This window comes from Leptothermofonsia sp. ETS-13 (assembly GCF_049200465.1).
Lineage (GTDB): Bacteria > Cyanobacteriota > Cyanobacteriia > Leptolyngbyales > Leptolyngbyaceae > Leptothermofonsia.
In genome coordinates this window covers 4,848,106-4,870,522 of record NZ_CP120836.1, presented here as the reverse complement: position 1 = coordinate 4,870,522, position 22,417 = coordinate 4,848,106, and the positions used below count along the sequence as shown (strand labels likewise).

Annotated in this window: 19 protein-coding genes; 8 read left to right on the top strand and 11 right to left on the bottom strand. The window is 49.8% G+C overall.

The window, feature by feature from the left end; translation table 11 throughout:
• Positions 1-213: 213 nt before the first annotated feature.
• Positions 214-792 carry a helix-turn-helix transcriptional regulator gene (locus P4D80_RS22190; RefSeq protein ID WP_421656226.1) on the bottom strand — a complete coding sequence of 193 codons (579 nt, stop codon included), beginning with the start codon at positions 790-792 and terminating at the stop codon, positions 214-216.
• 1,571 nt (positions 793-2,363) lie between these two features.
• Between P4D80_RS22190 and P4D80_RS22185 the strand changes: the two genes are divergently transcribed.
• The 5 genes from P4D80_RS22185 to P4D80_RS22165 all read left to right on the top strand — a co-directional run bounded on the left by P4D80_RS22185 (position 2,364) and on the right by P4D80_RS22165 (position 7,304).
• Positions 2,364-4,079: an ABC-F family ATP-binding cassette domain-containing protein gene (locus P4D80_RS22185; RefSeq protein ID WP_421656225.1), complete on the top strand. Its 1,716-nt coding sequence runs from the start codon at positions 2,364-2,366 to the stop codon at positions 4,077-4,079.
• A gap of 353 nt (positions 4,080-4,432) precedes the next feature.
• Complete coding sequence (gene gpmI / locus P4D80_RS22180) at positions 4,433-6,031, top strand: 2,3-bisphosphoglycerate-independent phosphoglycerate mutase (protein WP_421656224.1); 1,599 nt, start codon at positions 4,433-4,435, stop codon at positions 6,029-6,031.
• 256 nt (positions 6,032-6,287) lie between these two features.
• Positions 6,288-6,521 (top strand): preprotein translocase subunit SecG, encoded by a 234-nt coding sequence (gene secG / locus P4D80_RS22175; RefSeq protein WP_421656223.1) that lies wholly within the window; start codon positions 6,288-6,290, stop codon positions 6,519-6,521.
• 32 nt (positions 6,522-6,553) lie between these two features.
• Positions 6,554-6,928, top strand: a complete 375-nt coding sequence (locus P4D80_RS22170) for a hypothetical protein (protein WP_421656222.1) — start codon at positions 6,554-6,556, stop codon at positions 6,926-6,928.
• Positions 6,879-7,304, top strand: a complete 426-nt coding sequence (locus P4D80_RS22165) for a hypothetical protein (protein WP_421656221.1) — start codon at positions 6,879-6,881, stop codon at positions 7,302-7,304. Before P4D80_RS22170 ends, P4D80_RS22165 begins: the two co-directional genes overlap by 50 nt.
• Positions 7,305-7,561: 257 nt before the next feature.
• On the opposite strand, the gene P4D80_RS22160 is transcribed toward P4D80_RS22165, so the two are convergent.
• Entirely contained in the window at positions 7,562-9,175 is a 1,614-nt protein-coding gene (locus P4D80_RS22160; RefSeq protein WP_421656220.1) for a protein kinase domain-containing protein, read from the bottom strand.
• Between the two features lie 436 nt (positions 9,176-9,611).
• Between P4D80_RS22160 and P4D80_RS22155 the strand changes: the two genes are divergently transcribed.
• Entirely contained in the window at positions 9,612-10,469 is an 858-nt protein-coding gene (locus P4D80_RS22155) for a DUF72 domain-containing protein (protein WP_421656219.1), read from the top strand.
• A 285-nt stretch (positions 10,470-10,754) separates the two neighbouring features.
• On the opposite strand, the gene ndhD1 is transcribed toward P4D80_RS22155, so the two are convergent.
• From ndhD1 to P4D80_RS22135, 4 genes are all read right to left on the bottom strand, one after another.
• The gene (ndhD1, locus tag P4D80_RS22150) at positions 10,755-12,350 is read right to left on the bottom strand and encodes a photosynthetic/respiratory NAD(P)H-quinone oxidoreductase subunit D1 (protein WP_421656218.1); all 1,596 of its coding nucleotides are present in this window, start codon (positions 12,348-12,350) and stop codon (positions 10,755-10,757) included.
• A gap of 234 nt (positions 12,351-12,584) precedes the next feature.
• Positions 12,585-14,672 carry an NAD(P)H-quinone oxidoreductase subunit 5 gene (locus P4D80_RS22145; protein WP_421656217.1) on the bottom strand — a complete coding sequence of 696 codons (2,088 nt, stop codon included), beginning with the start codon at positions 14,670-14,672 and terminating at the stop codon, positions 12,585-12,587.
• Positions 14,673-15,007: 335 nt separating this feature from the next.
• Complete coding sequence (locus P4D80_RS22140; protein WP_421656216.1) at positions 15,008-15,469, bottom strand: DUF3531 family protein; 462 nt, start codon at positions 15,467-15,469, stop codon at positions 15,008-15,010.
• 180 nt (positions 15,470-15,649) lie between these two features.
• Positions 15,650-16,609: a Sll0314/Alr1548 family TPR repeat-containing protein gene (locus P4D80_RS22135; protein ID WP_421656214.1), complete on the bottom strand. Its 960-nt coding sequence runs from the start codon at positions 16,607-16,609 to the stop codon at positions 15,650-15,652.
• A 622-nt stretch (positions 16,610-17,231) separates the two neighbouring features.
• Here P4D80_RS22135 and P4D80_RS22130 point away from each other — a divergent pair.
• Positions 17,232-17,894 carry an ABC transporter ATP-binding protein gene (locus P4D80_RS22130; protein WP_421656213.1) on the top strand — a complete coding sequence of 221 codons (663 nt, stop codon included), beginning with the start codon at positions 17,232-17,234 and terminating at the stop codon, positions 17,892-17,894.
• 148 nt (positions 17,895-18,042) lie between these two features.
• Here P4D80_RS22130 and P4D80_RS22125 read toward each other — a convergent pair whose 3' ends face one another.
• Positions 18,043-18,396, bottom strand: coding sequence for a hypothetical protein (locus P4D80_RS22125; RefSeq protein ID WP_421656212.1), 354 nt, complete (start codon positions 18,394-18,396; stop codon positions 18,043-18,045).
• A gap of 6 nt (positions 18,397-18,402) precedes the next feature.
• Here P4D80_RS22125 and P4D80_RS22120 point away from each other — a divergent pair, with 6 nt between their 5' ends.
• Positions 18,403-18,741 (top strand): formylglycine-generating enzyme family protein, encoded by a 339-nt coding sequence (locus P4D80_RS22120; protein ID WP_421656211.1) that lies wholly within the window; start codon positions 18,403-18,405, stop codon positions 18,739-18,741.
• A gap of 124 nt (positions 18,742-18,865) precedes the next feature.
• Here P4D80_RS22120 and rbsK read toward each other — a convergent pair whose 3' ends face one another.
• From rbsK to P4D80_RS22100, 4 genes are all read right to left on the bottom strand, one after another.
• A complete protein-coding gene (gene rbsK, locus P4D80_RS22115; protein WP_421656210.1) occupies positions 18,866-19,798 on the bottom strand; it encodes a ribokinase in 933 nt (310 codons plus the stop codon).
• Positions 19,792-20,286, bottom strand: a complete 495-nt coding sequence (locus P4D80_RS22110) for a DUF427 domain-containing protein (protein ID WP_421656209.1) — start codon at positions 20,284-20,286, stop codon at positions 19,792-19,794. Before P4D80_RS22110 ends, rbsK begins: the two co-directional genes overlap by 7 nt.
• 12 nt (positions 20,287-20,298) lie before the next feature.
• The gene (locus tag P4D80_RS22105; protein ID WP_421656208.1) at positions 20,299-20,838 is read right to left on the bottom strand and encodes a hypothetical protein; all 540 of its coding nucleotides are present in this window, start codon (positions 20,836-20,838) and stop codon (positions 20,299-20,301) included.
• A gap of 247 nt (positions 20,839-21,085) precedes the next feature.
• Positions 21,086-22,354 carry a URC4/urg3 family protein gene (locus tag P4D80_RS22100; RefSeq protein ID WP_421656207.1) on the bottom strand — a complete coding sequence of 423 codons (1,269 nt, stop codon included), beginning with the start codon at positions 22,352-22,354 and terminating at the stop codon, positions 21,086-21,088.
• Positions 22,355-22,417: the final 63 nt, after the last annotated feature.

The following is a 22,417-nucleotide window of genomic DNA, read 5'->3' as shown; positions in this document are numbered from 1 at the left end:
GCAGGGGTTCTACCCTTGTTTGGAGGCAAAGCCTCCAAAAACCATCGGTCGTGAATCAGAGAAATGTGGGCTCATAACTTACCAAGGTTTTCAGGTTTGATTGACTCAAATCTGAAGACAGGCAAATGAAGGTATCCTGGTAATTGTTATAAATTTTCCCACACCTCTTTGATGCACTACCAACCATCTTGCAAAATTTAGTATTTACAAACACTAGGATGCCTGACTCGATCGCCACTCTTCATCGTCTAGGGCTGTCTGCCGCTTGAAATGAATGTTTTTCAGGTGCTTTTTTACCGTTTCTTCTGCAATATAAAGCTCTTCTGCAATTTGCTTTCGTTTGTAGCCAGCTCGACGCAGTAGCCAAACGTCCCTCTCACGGGGAGTGAGGTTCCACTTCTGGGCTTCTGCGATCGCCAACCCGTGCACCGACTGATTCTGATCCTGAAGCCGCAGCAAAATACAGGGCCGCTGCGCACTCTTCAGGTTGATCCACTGAGCTCGGATACGGAATGTTGTTTTTCCAGTGTCCACATCTGACTCAATCATGATGGGGCGATCGCCATACACATCTTTGCTTTCCACCAGTGCTTCACATACCTGCTGAAGTTCTTTAGGTAGAAGTTCTTTAGGTAACGGATTAGCTTTCTCCTGGATCAATTGGGTACAAATAGAATAGGCAATCGTGTTTGCATACATCACCTCTTGCTGGTCGGTTAACACTAAAATACCGTCAACAAAACTTTCTAAAACGGCGTGAAGAAAGTTCTCGGAACTCTCTGAACTATTCATAATTCACTCCTGGGGGCTTGAATGAATTGAGTAGGCTGCATTAATCCAATGAAACGCCAAAAATGGATTGAAATTCTCCTCACATGATTGCAACCCATTTGCAATAAGCACTTTGCCAATAGGTCTCAGTTTCGAAATGCGTTCCTTCATTAATGTGTTAATCCAAACTGAGGCTCATAAAATCCGGATTTAGCAACAATAAAAAAGCAATTATTCCCCGCGATAAAAATTATTCCCCGCGATAAACCTGACGATTTATTTTTTAACCATTTCTAATGACTTTTTTCAGGTATAGCGGTAGTCATTATGGTTAGGACGGGGTGCAGGGGTGGAACCCCTGGCTGAGGACGAAGCCCCCACTCCCTCTCTAATTCCAATGTCCTAACGCACCTGCGTAGAGCTATATTAGGTTTCAAGTATCAAGAAAGTTGTGTAGAATCCCCTGACTAACAAAACTCTTGAAACCCTTAGAAATTCGCAGGTTAAGTTGAGGAACGAAATTCAACGCTCAACCTTCTTTGCGATTGTTGGATTTCGCAATGCCTAACTCAACCTATACGAAAAGCTTTGTCAGTCAACCAGGCAGAATCTAATATCTCAGCAAGATTGGAATCATGTATTTCAACGTATTAAAAGATACATAGAGTTAGGTGTAACTCCTACCTGGCAGAAGCCATGCTATTAGTCAAATTAGTCAACTACTCTATTGTCTTTCACCTTTAATTTTTATTACCTTCTTTGAATGCTTCAAATCTCACATTATTTATTATCCGAAACATTATTCGAAACAAGAGAAAGATGGCGCTCCTGGAAGTCTGGCAATAAGTTTCGCTTATCACCAAAACAAAATCAATATTCCAGGGGCTTTATTTGAGATGAAAGAGTAGATTATGCTAATCTTTCACCAACGAGCTGAGAGAACCAGGAAACCATTTTCCAGGAAAGTAAAGAGCCACTTTTCAGTAGCATATATCAAACTACATCAGCTTAACCTGTGAGATAAGTTGACAGTTCTTATTTGAAAAATTCTAAATTCCTGATAGTCAGAAACTTAAACCATTCCGTTTTATAAAAGCACCCTCAGAGGTCATGACGAAAACTTGAAAAGTCTGCATCATCAAAGGTTGAACATCTGAAAAATAGTTCAGCTCTTCTCTAGATGTTTCCATCTCAAAAGAATCAGAAAAACCGGATTTTTGAAGTGCTCATCTCTACTTTTAGTGCTCATCTCTACTTTTATAACAACCGCTTTAAAGCTCAACCTCATCAAAATGGGTGAGTCAGCATCCGGCACTTCCGCCCACTTACATCACCTTCTTGCCATCCCCTCGCCAATTGTCATAACTTTTGTTACAGTCATCCCAGATAGCTCTCCTGAGAGTTTGGTGATAAGTAGCTAGGCGCAATTAAATTAAGGATAATTTCGGAGGTGGAGGGGGTGAAACCCCTTGCCTGGGGGCACAGCCCCCACTTCCCCCTCTACAATTAACTATGGCTCCCTACCTAAGTGGCTCTTTCATCAATGAACCAGGAGAACCTCCCAGATCTGTAGCAGCGAACCTGGACCTTCTATGCTTCGCCTTGAACATATCAGCAAAATCTACCCGACTGGCGAAGTCCTTAAAGACATTAACTGGGAAGTGAAGCCGGGCGATCGCATTGGCTTAGTAGGAGTTAACGGGGCGGGCAAGTCTACTCAGCTAAAAATTATTTCCGGCGAAATTGAACCGACCTCCGGGGAAGTCATTCGCCCCGCCAGTCTCCATATTGCTTACCTGACCCAGGAATTTGAGGTGGACCCGAACCGCACAGTGCGGGAAGAATTTTGGCGAGCCTTTAAGCAGGCCAATGCAGTTCACGAAGCTCTGGCGATTGTCCACCGGGAAATGGAGACAGCCAATCCTGAACAGCTAGACGCCCTCCTGCAGCAGATGGATCGGCTTCAGCGGCAGTTTGAGGCTATGGATGGATACGCGCTGGAAGCCCGGATTGAAAAGATCCTGCCCGAAATGGGGTTTGCTCTTGAAGATGGCGATCGCTCCGTCAGCGACTTTAGTGGTGGCTGGCAAATGCGCATGAGCCTGGGCAAAATTCTGCTGCAAGAACCCGATCTTTTGCTGCTGGACGAGCCCACCAACCATCTCGATCTGGAGACGATTGAATGGCTGGAAACCTACCTCAAGAACCTGACCACACCCATGGTCATCGTTTCCCACGATCGCGAATTTCTAGATCGCCTCTGCACCCAGATCGTTGAGACCGAACGGGGCATTTCCACCACCTACCTGGGTAACTACTCAGCCTACCTGCAACAAAAAGCCGAACAGCAAGAATCCCAACTCAGTGCCTACGAACGGCAACAAAAAGAACTAGAAAAACAGCAGGCATTTATTGATCGCTTCCGCGCCAGTGCCACCCGCAGCACCCAGGCCAAAAGCCGGGAGAAACAGCTAGAGAAAATTGAGCGGATCGAAGCCCCCGACAGTACCCTCAAAACCTTGCGCTTTCGCTTCCCCCCTTCTCCCCGCAGTGGGCGGGAAGTCGTGATCGTTCAGGATTTAACCCATGCCTACGATGACAAAATCCTGTTTTTAGGAGCAGATTTGTTGATCGAGCGGGGCGATCGCGTCTCTTTCCTGGGCCCCAATGGTTCCGGCAAATCCACCCTGCTGCGTTTGATCATGGGCATGGAAAAGCCGACCGATGGCACGATCAAGCTCGGCGAACATAACGTCATTCCCAGCTATTTTGAGCAGAACCAGGCAGAAGCGCTGGATTTGCAAAAAACCGTGATGGAGACCATCCATGACGAAGTACCCGACTGGACCAATGAAGAAGTTCGCACCCTGTTGGGGCAATTTTTATTTAGCGGCGATGTCGTTTTCAAAAAAGTCGAGGCCCTTAGTGGTGGCGAAAAAGCACGGTTGGCTCTGGCAAAAATGCTGCAGCGCCCCGCTAACCTGCTCATCCTTGATGAACCAACCAACCATCTGGATATTCCTGCCAAGGAGATGCTGGAAGAAGCTCTCCAGCATTATGATGGAACAGTCATCATTGTTTCCCACGATCGCTACTTCATTTCCAAAATTGCCAACAAAATTGTCGAAATTCGAGATGGCGAACTGCGGCTGTACCGGGGCGATTACCACTACTACCTTCAAAAAGTAGCAGAGGAAAAAGAAAAAGAACGGCTAGCCCTGATAGAGGCTGAAAAAGCCGCAAAAGCTGCCGCCAAACGAGCCAGGCAAAAGGAAAAAGAGAAATCACGCAAAGCTGCGAAAGGATAGCGATCCTGTAGCATTGGTAACGGTAAAAGTGCGCCTGCCCAGATAACCCTTTATATCAGCAATGATTTTGTAAAACTTCCACAGACAATCCTGACTTTCAACCATAGGGCCTGAACCCTTGAACAAGTCCAATCATTTCTTGCTTAAAGATTTCAATGTCTCGCCTATTGACAGCAAAAGGCCTACTTGAAAAGTGAATCAGTTCATCGCAAGGTTTTGAGTCTACATGGCAATTCGGTGAATCTACTGCTAGCCAGTCCCTATCCAGGTATCTTTGCTAATTTGAGGATGATGGCAGCAATGGTATGATTTGCGGAGAATTATTCTAACTAAATGAAAGGGCGAATTTGAGTATGGCGCAAGCGCCTGTATCTCCAGTAGTACTGGTCATTCTGGATGGGTGGGGTTACCGCGAGGAAACCGATGGCAACGCTGTCGCAGCCGCAAACACTCCAGTCATGGATAGCCTCTGGGCAGCGTATCCTCACACACTGATTCGAACCTCAGGCAAAGCAGTTGGGCTCCCTGAGGGGCAAATGGGCAACTCTGAAGTGGGACACCTTAATATTGGAGCGGGTCGGGTAGTTCCCCAGGAACTGGTTAGAATTTCAGACGCTGTGGAAGACGGCACTCTACTCAGCAATAGCGCTCTCGTCAAAGTTTGCCAGGAAGTGAAGCGGAGTGGGGGAAAGTTACATCTGGTTGGGCTTTGCTCCGATGGAGGAGTCCATTCCCATGTGGAGCACTTGTTAGGGTTGCTTGACATGGCAAAACACCAGTTACTTTCAGATGTTTGTGTTCATGTCATCACGGATGGTCGAGATACGCCCCCCACATCAGGGATCAATTCAGTTCAACAGATCCAGGCTCACATGGATGCGATCGGGATCGGTAGAATCGTCACCCTCAGTGGTCGCTATTACAGTATGGACCGAGATCGCCGCTGGGATCGGGTCAAGCAAGCCTACGACCTGATGACTCAAGATGGGGCAGGAGATGGACGTACAGCCATTGAAGTTTTGCAAGCATTCTACGAGGGGGGAACGACCGATGAGTTTGTCATTCCCACTCGAATTGCCCCTGGAGCTGTTCAAGCGGGAGATGGAGTCATTTTCTTCAACTTCCGTCCAGACCGGGCTCGCCAGTTAACCCAGGCATTTGTTGATCCTAACTTTCAAGGATTTGAACGGGAGCGAATTTGGCCTCTGAGCTTTGCCACTTTTACGCAATACGATCCTAATTTTCCAGTGCTGGTCGCCTTTGAGCCTCAAAATCTTAATAATATCCTGGGTCAGGTCATTGCTCAGCACGGTTTGCGTCAGTTCCGTACCGCTGAAACCGAAAAGTACGCACATGTCACCTATTTCTTCAACGGTGGGATCGAAGAACCCTTTGAAGGAGAAGATCGGGAGTTGGTTCCCAGTCCCTCAGTCGCTACCTACGATCGCGAACCATCCATGTCCGCCGAAAAGGTCACAGATGTGGCGATCGCAGCGATTGAAAAGCGCATTTACTCACTGGTTGTCATCAACTACGCCAACCCTGACATGGTGGGGCACACAGGTAAAATGGAACCCACCATCCAGGCATTAGAAACGGTGGATCGGTGTCTGGGGCGTTTGCTAGAGAGCATCATTCAGGTCGGGGGAACCACCATCATCATCGCCGACCACGGCAACGCTGAACTGATGTGGGATAGCCAGGGCAACCCCTGGACCGCTCATACCACAAATCCTGTCCCCTTTATTCTGGTTGAAGGCGAAGGGCTCAAGATCCCCGGTCATGGCACTGAAGTTCCCCTCCGCTCTGATGGGCGCCTGGCAGACATTGCCCCCACTATTCTGGATATCCTGAAATTGCCTCAACCTCCTGAAATGACTGGGCGATCCATGATTCTTTCTGCTGATATGGAGATTCGCCCTAACCGGACTCCCATCAAGGTTGCTCGTTAAGGTATAGCAATAGCCACCAGGCTCAGGACGGGGTGCAGGGGTTCTACCCCTAGAGTTTCGCCCCTACCCCTCTTTAAATTCGGTGTCCTAAGCAACCTGGCAACAGCTATAAGCTCTAGAGCGATCAAGGCGACATCAGCAACCGCTTCGAGTAGACACCGTCAAACCTTGAACTTTAGACTAGTCAATGAGCTATCGGCTGAATTATCATCGCCAGTTTCTTTTTTCGTATTTCTCTTCTGTTAAAGGTTATCCGATGACACTGACTTACATCGTTGAAACAATTTGGGCGCTATCTGCCCTAGGGCTCATCACTTTAGTGTTGCTCCATAGCCCCAAGGGGGATGGTTTGGGGAGTTTGGGAGGACAGGCACAACTATTTACCAGCACCAAAAGTGCAGAAACCACTTTGAATCGCATCACCTGGATTTTGACCGTCATTTTCATGGGAATGACCGTGATCCTGAGTGCCAACTGGCTGCCCAAGTAAGCAAGAAATAGGGCAATTTTTGGAATCATGATATGCCACTTTGCCTAAACCACTGGTTCATGCGATCGCTCCTGGCAATTGCAGGAATCAGTTTAGCGATCGCCCTTTCCACTGTACCTGCTCGTTCCAACCTACCTCCCCTGCAAGCCCATCCTCTCCCACCCAGTCTGGAAAAATGGCAGGATAGGCAAAACGCAGGGGACTACTTTGACCAGATCAAACCGGTAGATGTTGGCTACCTCATCTGGTCAAAGTTTCCAGTCACCGTTTTCATCGAACCCCCTCACTTCGGACGAAGCAAAGTATCCCTTCACCACTCAACGGGCCGAAACCTGGATCAAAGCTGTCTCTCAAGCTGTGCAGGAATGGAACTCTTACCTTCCTTTAGAAATCACCCAGCAGGCTGAAAAGGCAGATATTACAGTGTTGCGCTCGCCCCCACCCCTCCAATTCCCCCCCCCAGAAACCAACCCCTCCGATAGCCAGCCAGATCGCCCCAGACTTGCGATCGGCCGCGCCCGTTCCGCTGAAACCCGCTTCGAGATTTATACCAAAACCACCTCTTCTGAAGAGCCGCCTGTCCTCGCTCATCGCTTTACCATCCGCCTGCGTCCCGATCAGGCATCTTCCTATCTTCTAGCTGCTGCCCGCCATGAGTTGGGGCACGCTCTTGGCATCTGGGGACACAGCCCACTCCAGACCGACGCCCTTTATTTTTTCCCAGGTTCGCAACTCTCCGCCCATCTCCAATCGGGATATCAATACGCTCAAACGTATTTATGAGCAACCGACCCGTCTGGGGTGGGCACAGTCTGATTCATCCAAATCTCTTGAGCGCTATAGTTTTATGCGGTTGCATTAGGACATTCGAATGAGAGAAAGTGAGGGCTTCGCCTCCAGCCACGGGTTCCCTCCCTGCACTCTGTCCTTAGTCTGGTGACTATCGCTATAAAGTATAGAGTGCAAGGCAACTTAATTGCTGTCGAACACAATCGCTACCAGCGATGTCGCCAATCTTGAAGTAAAAAGCAGCGCCTCACCTACCAGATGCCCCGTTTACCACTAGGGCGGACTGTCATCCAGTTCGTGCGAGCCATTGCCAGTTGCTCTTCAGTTAGCTTGGCTCCGGTAAGATTAGCTCCACAGAGGTTTGCCCCGCGAAGATTTGCATTCAGCAGATAGGCAGAGGAAAGATCGGCTCCGCGCAGGTCAGCCCCTTCCAGGTCGGCATTGCTCATATAAGCCTTAACCAGGTTGGCATCCCGTAGATTGGCCCGGTTGAGATTCGCTCGCCCAAAATCCGTATTGGACAGAACCGCCCCCTGGAGGTTGATTTTGCTCAGGTTTGCCTGGTGAAAATTCGCTCCGGAGAGATTGGCCCGTTGGAGAGAAAGCGAGTTGAGATCGTGGGAGGCAAAATCCCGCACGCCCTTCCCGTAGTAAGTTTGCACGCTATCAGCATCCAACCGAATCGGAATTTTGCTTTTCTCCCCTGCAAATTCTCGACCCCGCCCGGTGGAATTATCCCGATTTCTCAAAGGAGAACTATTGGAGGGTCTGGAGTCTAAACCGGAACCCCGAATTGAACCCGTTTGAAAACCAGTGGAGTCCAGTTTTTGTCGTGCCCGGATTGCCATTGCAGCGCGGGCAGCGGGTGAAGAAGGTGTCCCACCCGTTGAGTCTGGATCGCGATAACCACCCGATTTACGCTTGGAGCCTGTATTTTGCTTTGCCATTCCCTTTTCCAGACTTTCCAGGTATGGCTCCAAGTCCAACTCTCTGAAAATTCTTTCGGCTGTCTGGTAGCGTTGCTTGACCGAAACCTCCAGCATGTTTTCCAGGACTTTAGCGAAATGATCACTAATGTGGACATATTTCTGCCAAAGCAGTTCACCCGTGGTGGGGTCGTAGTCCAAGTCTTTGGGAGACTTGCCCGTGAGTAGATAAATGCAGGTAACACCCAGAGCGTAGATATCGCTGGCAGGAACCGGGCGCATGGCCATCTGCTCAGGGGGCGCAAAACCTGGAGTGCCGATCGCGTAGGAGGTGAAAGCGGTTTGTTCAGAATTACTCGTCTGGGATTGCTGCTGGTACTTGACGGCACCAAAGTCAATCAGCACTAGTTTGAGGTCCTGGTCGCGCCGAATGATGTTGGCTGGCTTGATATCCCGATGGATCACGCGATTGGTGTGAATATACTCCAGGACTGGCAGAATTTCGCTCAAAAACTGTTTAACGCCGTGCTCCGTTAGTGGACCATCTCTTTTGACAATTTGCTGTAGAGTAGAACCACTGACATATTCCTGAACCAGATAAAACTCCTGGTTCGCTTCAAAGTAATCCAGCAGACGTGGTAGCTGGGGATGGTTGCCAATTCTTCCGAGGGTTTCGGCTTCCCGCTTAAAGAGCTCCCGTGCCATGTCCAGAACGTGGGGAGCCGTTGCACTGGGGCGAAGTTGCTTGATGACGCAGTTGGGATGACCAGGCAGGGATTCATCAATAGCAAGGAAGGTGGCACCAAACCCACCCTGACCAAGTGTTTGGATCACTCGATAGCGATCGCGCAATAGCAACTTGGCACCACAAGCCTGACACACGTCTGTCTGAAGCGAATTTTGAGGATTGGGACAGCCCGAATTGAGGCAGTAGCTCATTAGCACCACTCGCTATCGATTTCGACTACAGGGAATACTGCTACCCTAATCTCATTATCCAGGTAGGGACAGCAAATAAGAGTGTCGTTCATGCGGGAAATCCCTTGAAGAGTTGCTGAAGTTCCTCTCCTTCGGCTTGAAGCATGTATAAATGTCCCTTGAATTACGGATTTCACCGTTTTTGCACGATACACCCCCAGCTAATAAGATTCCCAGGCCTGACGCTGTTGCAACAGTTTCATCGCTATCCTGACCTGAAAACAACTATCAGATCCGTGATGGTAGAGTCCCGCAGATCAAAACCTGCTATTTCATTGTTACTGCAATCATGAGAGAACTTCCGTACATTTACAACTAATTATGAAAGAAGGAAGTTCTGAGCAGTCAGAATTCCGCTTCTATCAAGGCTCTTCAGGGAGAAGGGAGGCATTGCTCAATGAATTTTCGTCTTGGCTGTGCTATTTGGGCTTATAAGGGTTGGGTGGGAGATCTTTTTCCACCAGAAAGCCATCCGGGAGGTTTTTTGCGGCTCTATAGTCAACGCTTCACCACCGTAGAAGGGAACACAACCTTCTATTCCATCCCCGATGCAAAAACGATTGCCCGCTGGGCAAAGGAGACACCCACCAAATTTCAGTTCTGTCTAAAGCTGCCCAAGGCTTTTACCCATCAAGGTCTTTTAGAGCCTCATCTCTCAGAAACCCTCCATTTTTTGAACCAAATGAGAGGATTGGGCGATCGCCTGGGTCCATTGTTTGCTCAGCTTCCGCCCAGCTATAGGCCTTCCCTTCTGGGGGATCTGGAAGCCTTTCTAACGGCGTTACCACGAAATCAGGCTGAATTTGCGCTAGAAGTTCGCCACCCTGATTGGTTTCAGGAACCCCATTGTTGCCGACTAACGGACTTGTTAGAAGAACTGAGCATTGGGCGAGTTTTGTTAGACACACGCCCAATTTATGAGGTGCCGGATGATCCGCAACTCCATTCCGAACGACGCAAGCCTCGATTACCCTTGCAGCTTAGCGTCACTGCTCCATTCAGCCTGATCCGCTATATCAGTCACCCCCATCTGGAGATGAATCAACCATTTATGGAGACATGGATCGCCTGTATTGATGAATGGCTACGGCAGGGGACGCGGATTTACTTCTTTGTTCATTGTCCTGTAGAGGCGCGATCGCCCACCAATGCCCGTCATTTCCAGCATCTACTAGAGGAACGGGCAATCCCCGTACCACCTCTACCCTGGAACCAACTGGAGCCGCTTCCGACCCAACTGAGGCTGTTTGAATAGTTGTTACTCAAAACTCATCTACCCATTCACCCAATCCACCCATCTGCTCCATCACGCCTTACTCCCCCACCCTCCCATTCATCCACTCCTATCCCTTTCTGGTTCTAGCTCCTCCCTGCTTGGTAATGACACAAGACGGTATTCCCACTTGATCGATGCGTTATAGCTCTACGCAGGTGCGTTAGGACATTGGGATTAGAGAGGGAATTGGGGCTGCACCCTTAGCCTTGGGTGGAACCCCTGCACCCTGTCCTAAGCCTAGTGACTATCGCTGTATCAATACACCTACTCAATAGCTGGGGCTTTTAGCAATTCGCCATTAAAAGCTCCCAAAGTAGTAGATTGGGTCGCTGCTTGTTTAGAAACCGCTGGCAGGCTTTCACGTAGCCGCTCAGTTAGCTCAACCGATTTTGCATCATAAACCTGGGTCAGGATTTTGGGGTAAAGTCCAATGCCGATAATTGGGACAAGCAATGAACCAATGATGAAAATTTCACGGGGTTCCGCATCAACCAGCACTTCGTGGGAAGTCAGTTCCTTATTTTCGGGACCGTAAAAGATCTCTCGCAGGTTTGAGAGCAGGTAGATTGGGGTAAGGATGACTCCGACCGCTGCCAGCAAAATCACAATCACCTTGAAAGTAGGGTTGTAGGCATCACTCTGGGCAAAACCTACAAAGACCATTAACTCTGCGACAAACCCACTCATTCCGGGTAAGGCTAGGGATGCCAGGGAACAGGCCGTCCACATGGCAAAGATCTTCTTCATCTTTTGTCCAACACCACCCATTTCATCCAGCATGAGGGTGTGGGTGCGATCGTAGGTTGCGCCAACGAGGAAGAAGAGACTGGCTCCAATTAACCCGTGGGAGACCATTTGTAGCAGGGCACCACTCAGTCCCAAATCAGTAAAGGAAGCGATCCCAATTGTTACAAAGCCCATGTGAGAGATGGAAGAGTAAGCAATCTTCCGCTTCAGGTTCCGCTGGGCGAAGGAGGTTAAGGCCGCATAAATAATGTTTACAATTCCCAAAATCACCAGTGCTGGGGCAAAGATGGCATGGGCATCGGGCAGCATTCCGGCATTCATCCTTACCAGAGCGTAGCCCCCCATCTTGAGGAGAATGCCTGCCAGCAACATGTGCACTGGGGCAGTTGCCTCACCGTGAGCATCGGGCAACCAGGTGTGGAGGGGAATGATGGGCAGCTTGACCGCATAGGCGACCAGGAAGGCAGCGTACATCCATAGCTGGAAGTTAATGGTGTAGTCCTTAAGCGCCAGCGTTTGCATATCAAAGGAAACGGTATCCCCGTAGAATGCCATTGCCAGTCCCGCTACCAAGATAAACAGAGAACTTCCGGCGGTATAAAGGATGAATTTGGTTGCGGCATACATGCGCTTTTTGCCACCCCAAATTGCCAGCAACAGGTAAACCGGGATTAGCTCTAGTTCCCACACCAGGAAGAACAGCAGCATATCCTGAACTGCAAATACGGCGATCTGCCCGCCGTACATAGCCAGCATCAGGAAGTAGAACAGGCGAGGCTTGAGGGTAACCGGCCAGGCTGCCAGAATTGCCAGGGTCGTGATGAACCCAGTTAGCAAGATGAGGGGCATGGAGAGCCCATCTGCGCCGACTGACCATTTCAGGTCTAACTGAGGAATCCAGTTGTAGCTTTCGACCAATTGCAGGTTCGGATTAGAGGTGTCGTAGCCGGTGTAAAAGGCATAGACCAGAATTACAAAGTCAATTAGCCCGATGACAAGAGCATACCAGCGAACAGTTTTGCCATCCTTATCTGGCAAGAAGGGAATCAGCAGAGAGGCTGCGATTGGAAACAGAATGCTCGTAGTTAGCCAGGGAAAATCAGCAGTCAGCATTTCAGCGATGGGTTGTTAGGTGTTAGCTGTTAGAGCAGATACGGGTGATAGAAAATGGGAATTCTGCCAGTTCCTTTTTTGCGGGAGGGAGTATTTGGTCAATAAACCTAGAATTAGTGAGTCTGGTTACTACCAGGTGTTCTGTTCCCAGAAAGGAATTGGAGTGATTGCATTTAGCACCCCGCAGAATTGTATCGGTATTCATCTACTGACCATGCAACCACTCATAACTTCTTAAGTAATTCCAGAGAAAATTACCAATCCCAGTACGGCAGCAAACACAATCAGGGCGTAAAACTGAGCGCGACCATTCTCAAAGTATTTGAGCACTTCACCAGTCAGGAGAGTGACTAAACCTGCCAGGTTGACAACGCCATCGACAACTTTGTAATCCACTTCCAGTACTTGCCTTGCAAGGCGACGGCTCCCTAGTACAAATACGTTGTAATAGATGTCGTCGAAGTACCACTTGTTCTTAGAGAGTTGGTAAAGGGATGGAATCCGGGCAGCGATCGCCGCCGGGTCAATCGTTTTGCGCAGATACATCATCACGGCCAGCGTGATACCGATCAGGGAAATGCCCACCGAACTACCCGCCATCAACAGAAACTCACTCCAATCAAAGTGAGCGGCTGCTTCGGTCATGTCAAACACCTCACTGGGAGGATGAATAAACGCCTCGAAGTAGTTAGCGAAAGGAGTCCCAACCAAACCAACCAGGATCGAAGGCACGGCCAGAAGCATCAGCGGCAGCGTCATTGAAATAGGAGACTCGTGGGGAGTGGTGCTGTGATGGTGCCCATGGGTGTCGTGCTCTCCTTTAGCGCGATCGGGCTCTGTTTCCATCGTCAGTTCCTTGGGATTCATGGCACCGGGGCCCATTGAAAGTCCCATTTCCTGAAGTTGCTCCAGCTTGATCTGCTGACGAACAGATGTATCAGTGCCGCGAAACCTTCCTTCAAAGGTGGAGAAGTACATACGAAACATGTAAAAGGCGGTGATCCCTGCGGTAATCCAGGCAACCAACCACATCATCGGATTCGCCTCATAGGCCAGACCAATAATCTCATCCTTGGACCAAAATCCGGCAAAGGGTGGAATTCCACTAATGGCCAGGGTTCCGATCAAAAAGGTGATGGCGGTAATTGGCATAAATTTACGTAATCCGCCCATCATGCGCATATCTTGGGCATAGGCTGGGTCATGACCTACTACCCCCTCCATGCCATGGATTACAGATCCAGAGCAAAGAAACAACATGGCTTTGAAGTAGGCATGGGTCATCAGGTGAAACATTCCGGCGGTGTAGCCACCCACGCCCATTCCCATAACCATGTAGCCAAGTTGGGACATGGTGGAGTAGGCGAGTCCCTTTTTAATGTCATTCTGGGTAATTGCGATGGTTGCGCCAATAAAGGCAGTCACGGTGCCTGTCCAGGCAATGACGCTCATAGCCGTTGGAATATCTTCAAAGACTGGAAACATCCGAGCAATGAGAAATACCCCGGCAGCCACCATCGTTGCTGCGTGAATCAGTGCTGAAATGGGGGTTGGGCCTTCCATGGCATCGGGTAGCCATACGTGCAGGGGAACCTGGGCTGACTTTGCAACCGGGCCAAGAAAGACCAGTACGGCAAACAGGGCTGCCATCGCCCCACTCAAAACACCCGATTCGACTAATTGCTGGAGGCGATCGCCAATCACGTCAAATTCAAAACTGCGGGTCGCCCAGTAAAGCCCCAACATGCCTAGGAGCAAGCCAAAGTCGCCAACTCGGTTAGTCACAAAAGCTTTTTGGCAGGCATCGGCTGCCGCTTTCCGGTCATACCAGAACCCAATCAGCAGGTAGGAGCACATCCCTACCAGTTCCCAAAAGACGTAGACCTGCACCAGATTGGGGCTAACAACCAGGCCCAGCATAGAGGAGCTAAACAGACTCAAATAAGCGTAGAAGCGAACATAGCCGGGGTCATGTGCCATGTATCCGTCGGTGTAGATCATGACGAGAAAGGCGACGGTGGTCACAATTACGAGCATGAGGGCGGTGAGGTGATCGATGGTATACCCCATACTCAGGTGGAAGTCACCCGCCGATGCCCATTCAATCATCCGGGTGTAAGGCTTATGTCCCTGGTACTGACTCCAGAAAAGGGCGAAAGATAAAACCATCGCCGCTCCACAGAGGGACACAATGAAAATTGAACTGGGGCTCCTGAGTTGACTGGTTGCCTTGCCAAAAGAAATGAGTCCTAGACCAAGAATCATGGCTCCCGCCAGTGGCAGGACTGGAATCAGCCAGGCGTATTCGTAAATTGCTTCCATGGCTTATGCCTACTTATGCCTACGTTTAAAGTTCTTCACGCGATTGGGAAAACCGTTTACATTGTGACACACAGCTTAGGACAAACTGTCAAGAGCGAACACAACATTTCAGATTCCAGGGAAGTAAAGGGATAGGGAGTAGGGGATAGGGGAGTGAAGGGGTGAGGAGAGAGATGAAAACTCACAACTCATCCACCTAATTCCCCCCTCCACCCACTCCCTGCTCCCCATTCCTGAGACTTCTGCCATTGCTGCGTTATTATTCATTGCCCGACCACAGATCAGGCATGAGACACAATTATCTTCAAACTTTTTAATGGAGTTGTACTCGCTCTTTAGTTGTATTCGTTTTCGGCAACGAAGCTGGAGCGGCGATCGCGATCGCGAACCGTCCAATCTTCATTTTCACCACCGATAATGACCTGGTTTAGAGTGACATAATCCTGACTAAATTGGCGGAGAGCGTTGATCAATACGTCGATCGCAATACCATCACTGGTTCCCAGATCAAACCAGCACCGCCCCCAGTTGCCCAGGTACTCAACCTCGCCCATGTTGTGCATCAGTGCCAGCAGGCTACTATCTGCCGTGTCTTCGTTATACTCCATGTAGCTGATATCAACACCCATCTCCTGCACTTGCAGATTCTCAGCATTGAACCCTCCCAACTTTCCCAGGAAGAACCAAGAGTTGAAGACCTCTTCGATGTACTGTTTTTCCATCTCAGAGGGAACCGTGCTGAACTCAATCCAGATCCAGAGGTCAAATGGATCAAATTCGCGAAATTGAACCTGCATAACGGGTGAAGTAAATAGCGAGAAGATGACTAACACACTTATAGCCTATCGTTGATTGTCAACGGCTCTTCATAGCGATCCTTCTTGAAATTTGAAAAGGGTACAAGGGGAAACCCCTGCACCTCGTTCACAAACTACTTGCGAATGCTGTAACAGTTTGAGGTTAGTTCGCAACTCCGGTTACTTGCCAACATTCTGCAAGCGTCTCTGGGTGCGATCGTGTTCCCGTTGGATTTGCCTCACCAGGGCTGGAGGTAACTGGCTCTTCTTGTCTAACGCTTTTTGAAATAGGGCAATGCTGTCCCGGTTATTGCCCTGCTTTACCAAAATTTGAGCCTTGAGATAGTAGAGTTCAGGGTTGTTGGGTGTAGCCTGGATCGCACGGTCGATCGCTTCCAGTGCCTTAGCGGGCTGGTTTAAGTCACGGTAGCCCAGGGCAATTCCGCGATCGGCCAGATAGCGGGGACCGGCATACTTGTTTAAACGCTCGATCGCCTGAGAAGGGCTAGAAAAAGGCAGATTCAACGCCATCATCAGCTCAATGTATCCTTTCACCAGGTTAAGTTCAGGGTCATTAGGAGCCTGTGCTTCTGCTGCATCCAGATATTTAAACGCCTGCTGTACCTCGCTCAAACCTTGGGGAGTTCCCCTTACCGTTCCCTCTTTGAGAACAACATAACCCGCTTCAAGGAAATGACCGACTGCCAGATAGAGGTTGCCTCGGAGGGGGTCTTTCCCCAACAGCGCCTGGGCAGCAGTACGGGTTTGACCTGCATAGGTATGAAATTCTTCCAGCAGAGCAGCTTTTTTCTGAGGATCTTTCTCGCCCTGCCAGTCAATATAGACCAGAGAAGCCTTCATTGCGGGAGTCATTGGTTCACTGGGATCTGCCTGCTGAAGATATTTGGCCGCGGCGGGATAGTTACCCTCCTCAAAAAAAGCTTTGAAAGCCGCTTCGGTGCGATCGCCAATTGATCGAGCAGCACCAGTCCGAAAAGGATCTTTAGCCAGAGATGGATATACCCAAAGGCTGAGAGAAATTAGCGTTGCACTGGTAACGCTCAATACCGGTTTAAGGGCAGCGCGAGGGCGAACTCGCTTAAAGCGAACCCACTTAGACGCGGTGAACCAATCCGTCATAATCTCTATCCTGGTCAATCAAGTCCAACTATTCATAGTAAATGGCGTCAATTTAAATTGGCATCCCCTGATCAGAAAGAAAGAAGAAGATAAAAGGAGCCAGGGAGGGGGGAGAGTGATGATTGGGTAAAGTAGTCTTAACCTCCATACTTTTTGAAGAAAACTGCCTGCCCAGGTTATGAGCAGACAGTTTGGGTCTCACAAAGCCAATGGAGGTTTAGAGGACAATTGAGTAGACGTGGCCGGACAAGGTAAGTTCCAGATGATGAAAATGAAAGGTAAGGGTGTGCGAAATCTTTTGAATTTGTTAATTTTTTTGTGGCAGTCCTGGAAAGGGGGTTGAGGGAATCAGGGTTTCGAGGATTCAGAGCCCTGTTTCTAGAACACCCTCAGTTTTTTTAACTTACGCAAACTCGGAGGTTGTAACTTAAAAACTGCACCTTATGCCCCACATCGGCGCTTAGACCTCCGAGGTTTTGGCAAAATACGTAAGTGCTGATAGCAACCAGCATTGCTCATCATCACCTCTTGAATTTACCCTTCATCCTTCTCCTCCTTAGCTTCTGGCACTTTTCCCTCCCAGATCCTGTCTCCTACCCCCTTACGCCCTGACACCTCAAGAATGCTTTACATCCGTAACCTGACTTACCACCCACCAGCCTGCCACCAGCCGATTTTGAAAGCCGTGAATTTGGAAATTGCACCGCAACAGATGGGGTTGGTAATTGGTCCCAGTGGGTCAGGAAAGACAACTCTACTGGAAATTTTGGCGGGGTTAACAGAAAAAACGGCGGGTGAAGTTTGCTGGCGTGAGCAGGAATTGACTTCCCTTCATCTTCAACAACTGAGCGGTCTGGTGTTTCAGTTCCCAGAACGGCATTTTTGTGGGGGAACCATCCTGGAAGAGTTGCGGTTAGGGCATCCGGAATTGACGAGCGATCGCATCCAGGAAGCCCTGAACGAAGTGGGTCTTTCTCAACTGCCTTTGAGCACGTCGCCCAATTCACTTAGCGGAGGGCAGCAACGCCGACTTGCCTTTGCTGTGCAGCTTATTCGCCAGCCCCATTTGCTGTTGCTGGATGAACCGACTGCCGGGTTGGACTGGTCGATGCGACGACAGTTAGTGAACCTGCTAGCGAAGCTGAAAACCCACTGGAGCCTACTGGTTGTTTCCCACGATGTCAATGACTTAGTCGATATTGCCGACCAGTGCTGGACGCTTAGCCACGGCGAACTCGCCTCTGCCAATGTGGAAATGTTGAAATCCAAGGCAAGGATTAGTTAAAGCTTAGGGGTAACAGGTAGCAGGTGATAGAAGTTGTTATGGCGATCCTTCTTGAAATTTGAACGGGGTGGAACCCCAGCACCCCGTCGTGGGGGGCGAAGCCCCCCCTTGTTCACAAACTATTTGTGAACGCTATAGAATCTTTATGTCAAATTTTCGTGAGTTTGAGTTTCACACATTGATTGTGGATGCCTACGGATAACCGCAGGAAAGTCAGCGCTCCTCCACTCAATGTTCCATAGTAGATTTGGGAGAAGGCATTGAGCTGGAATTGATTACCATTCCGGGTGGCACGTTTCTGATGGGTGCGCCGGAAACAGAGGATGGCTGGCATCCAACTCAAACACCTCAGCATGAAGTGGCGATCGCCCCCTCTCTGGATAGGCAAGTACCCCATATAGGCAAGTACCCCATCACTCAAGCCCAATAGAGTGCGATCGCGACCCTGCCCAAAATCAACAGATCGCTCATGCCCAAACCCTCCTGCTTTGAGGGTAGACATCGACCTGTGGAGCAGGTGTCCTGGTTGGATGCTGTTGAGTTTTGCGATCGCCTCTCTGCTCACAGCGGACAAACCTACCGACTTCCCAGTGAAGCCGAATGGGAATACTGCTGCCGTGCTACTACCCAAACTCCCTTCTGTTTTGGCGAAACCATCACCACCGACCTCGCCAACTATTCCGGGATTGACTGGGAATTTGAAGGATGGATTTCCAGTAAAGGCTCCTACGGTAAAGGACCTCCAGGCGGCGATCGGCGGGAAACGATCAACGTTGGCAGCCTTCAAATTGCAATCGGGAAGGCAAGTGTTAATAGAGTCAATGGGGTAGATTTCAGAGGGGAGTAGTAGCACTTATTCATAAATAAACTGACAGGAGCAAATTCAAAACTCTCCAATGAAAGTTTTAGAAGTCTACAATCACGGGTTCCCCTTTTTCGAAACCCTGACAAAAAATCACCCTTTCTCCCCCTCACTTCTCATTCCTTACCCCTCTCTCGATCAAGAAGGCATCAAACGTGGAGCGATCGCTCATAGCTGCCTGCGCGCCTGCTTGCGTCACTGCCAGTGCCCCAGCCGCCGCTCCCCATACCACAGCTTGCCGCAGAGGCAAACCCTCAACCAGGGCCGCCACCAGTCCTCCCGCAAATGCATCGCCAGCAGCAACCGTATCTACGGCATCAACCGAAAACGCAGGGGTAAAGAAGATTTCGTCCGCCGTTGCGCAAAACACTCCCTGGGCACCGAGCTTGATAATGACTGTGTTCGCTCCCTGCTGGCGCAAATGCTGGGCGGCGATCGCAGCCGTTTCCGGACTGTTGACCGGAAGTCCCGCCAGTTGACTGGCTTCCACCTCATTCGGCACCAGAATGTCCACCAATGGATACAAATCAGTAATCGGAGTTGTCGGTACGGGTGCCGGGTCAAGAATCACCCGTACCCCGGCTTCATGGGCAACCCTCGCTGCTGCCCGGACGACTGCGATCGGCACTTCTAGCTGAAGCAGTAGGGCATCCGCCTCAGGCAGTATTTCCACCAGGCGATCCACATCTTCACTGTTCATTCGACCGTTGGCACCCAGGACCCCAACAATCTGGTTCTTGCCCCCATCCGCCACAGTAATGATGGCAACCCCTGAATGGGCTTCCTCATCTACCAGCACAGAGTCAATCTGCACCCCCGCCACCCTCAGTTCCTCCAACAGTTCCTGGCCAAAGGCATCATCCCCCACCCGCCCCACCATCTGAGTTGGAATCCCTAATTTGGACAGGGCAACGGCCTGATTTGCCCCCTTCCCTCCCGGTGTAGTGAAAAAATGAGAACCCAATAGCGTCTCCCCTGCTTCAGGCAGTCGCGGCGTCCGGGTTACCAGGTCCATGTTGATGCTGCCAAAGACAATTACCATCCCCAACTTCCTGGCGCTCCTTTGAATGGCCCTACAATATCGCTGGTGATCCAACCACCGTAGAAATTGCCTGGTTGCGGTTCGACTTTTTCTCCATCCACATAGCAGGCATCCATTGGTGCGGGATAGAAAGCAACGTAGTTTTTGATTGCAGTGAAGGCAGGAGTGGGGTCCGGGTAGTACCAGGCAACGTCATTAGCTTGGCGATCGCCCACAACCAGGTGATAGTAGGTACCCTGCCCTTTCCACTCACAGAATGTAGTGCGGGGGCTTTTGATTAAGTGTTCTTGCCTGATATCTTCAGGCGGGATGTAATAGACCGGGGGGTGGCTGGTTTCCAATACCCGTTTGGCACGACGGGTATCGGCGATCGTCACTCCATTGAAAACCACCTGAATATGTTTACTAGTGTCTTCCAGACGGGGTGGGCGGGGATAGTCCCAGACAGATTCTTGCCCAGGCTGGGGAGGGATAGGTTGAGGACGCATAAAACGGCAGGCTTAATCTGAGAGATGCCACTCAATGTACCAATCTTTGTTGATCCTCTGATAGTCGAATAAGGGTTGAGCTTCTTGAGGGCGGATTGGAAAACTCTTATAGTTTGGCTTGTAAACGTAGAGCTTTGAGCAAGGAGTCAACCAGCATTCCCGTCGGCTCTGGTCTGGTTTCCCCTCAAAGTTTGCCGTTTCAAGCTCACCGTTCTTTTTGAAAGAGGCGAAAACCTGCTGCACTTCCCCCTCTTCCATCCATCGTTTAATCGGTTCAAAATCCTTCATTGCCACCCCATCTGCTTCCACATATTTAGGAAAGCCAACCCCAGTTGAAGTGCAATAACCCATATCCGATCGCAAAACAAAAGAGCCTCTTGAATACTGGATGTTTTCACAGGATTGGTCAGCGACAACTCTTCTAATCTTTTTCTGCTGAATCAAAGAAATCAATTGCTCCAGTTTCTCAGCTTTTGAAATTTCGGCTTCTACCCTCACCGAACGGGCTAACTTGACAGTTACAACAAACGCTGCAACAACAAAAAATGCCAATCCCGCTATCCAAAAAACTCTTTTCATTTTGAAACAGGCTTAAGCCATTGCCTTCACCAATGCTATTCCAGCCGTGATGCAGTCCGTTGCTAGAGAATGAGTTTTACTGGCAACACCTGTGGTGCTAAAGAATTCTAGAAGCGAAGCCAGGAGCCAGAAGCCAGAAGTATAAGTAGGTAGTCATCATTAATTGTAAAGGGGGGAGTGGGGGCTGCGCCCCAAGGCAGGGGTTTCACCCCCTATTGCTCTAAAAAACGGTTCCATCGCTTTCAATTTGAATGGGTGGGATACCCCCAGGTCGCCGTTCTGCTGCGATTTTGCGTCCTGCGGTCCAGGTGCCACCTTGAAGGATTTTTACGAGGGGAAGTTGAGTAGCCGTCAGGTTAAGTTGTTGCCGAATGGTTTCAGCAATTTTGTCCAACAGGGTGACGGTTAAAGCCCGCCACTCCACGATCGCTTCAGAACCTGGCAAATGAGCTTTTTGAAGGATCGTAGGGTCTTTGACCTGTAATAAGCCCAGATCCAGACATAAGCCACCGTTTCGATATTCTGGTAGTCCCGTGAGAGCATCTAGCTCAATGATTTCTACTCCTATCTCTTGCAACGGCTCTAGCAAGGAGTAGGTTAGCCACTGAGATAGTTTATGGAAAGGGATGAGGGTGGGGTAGGGAGTGGGGAGTGGGGAGTGGGGGGAAGTGGTTTGGGGGGATAGGGCTGGATGAGGCCAAACATCCCCCAGGTTGACTCCTGCAAGGGTTATGCGTCCAGACCAGATATTGCCCAGTCCCTCCAGAACGGCTTGCAAAACAGTGCTGGCTGTTAATTGCCCCTGAACAGTTTGATCTAGCAAATAGTTGACCAGGTAGCCGGGGCGGGGATTTTGAAGACCGAAGTACTTGGGATGAAGTTGGAGGGTTTGTCCTAACCGTTGTAGAAGTTCTGCCCTTCCCTGCATTGCAACCAGGGGATTGGTTTGACTGGCCTGGAAGCCCTGGGCCAGTTGGTCTGTTGACAGTTTTTGAAGGGCGATCGCATCCACCTGTAAGGGGTTAGCGGGGTCATTGGAAAATAATCCCTGACAAAATAGGTGAAAACTAGCAACCGCCAGGCCCTCCGACCGTCGGAACACTTTTCCCGTTTCCGGTTCCTGATACTGCCACTGGGAGCCTGCCCCTGCATCAAGTAGAACACTAATAATTGCCAGGTCAAACTTCGCCCAGGCTTTTTCAAGCGGAGTTAAGTCAGCGAGCTTTTCTTCCAGTTGAGCCAGTCGCGGTACATCCCCTACCTCAAAGTGTCGCCAGCGACTGTGAAATGGAATATCCAGATTGGGATAGTTTTCACGAATAACCTGAATGACATAATCTGCGGTTGCCGTAAGCTGACTCAGATTGGAGCGAAAATAGCGTAACCGATCAGCACAAGCCAGCTCAAATAACTGTTCACAACGCTCCCGAATAGCCTGGGGGGAACGCAGATAGGCGATCGCTTCTCTATCGGTCGGATCCAATTTCACAGTTGAAGAAGGGGGAAGGAGGGGCCAGGAGTCAGGAGAGGTGAGAAGTGAGAGGGAGGGGAT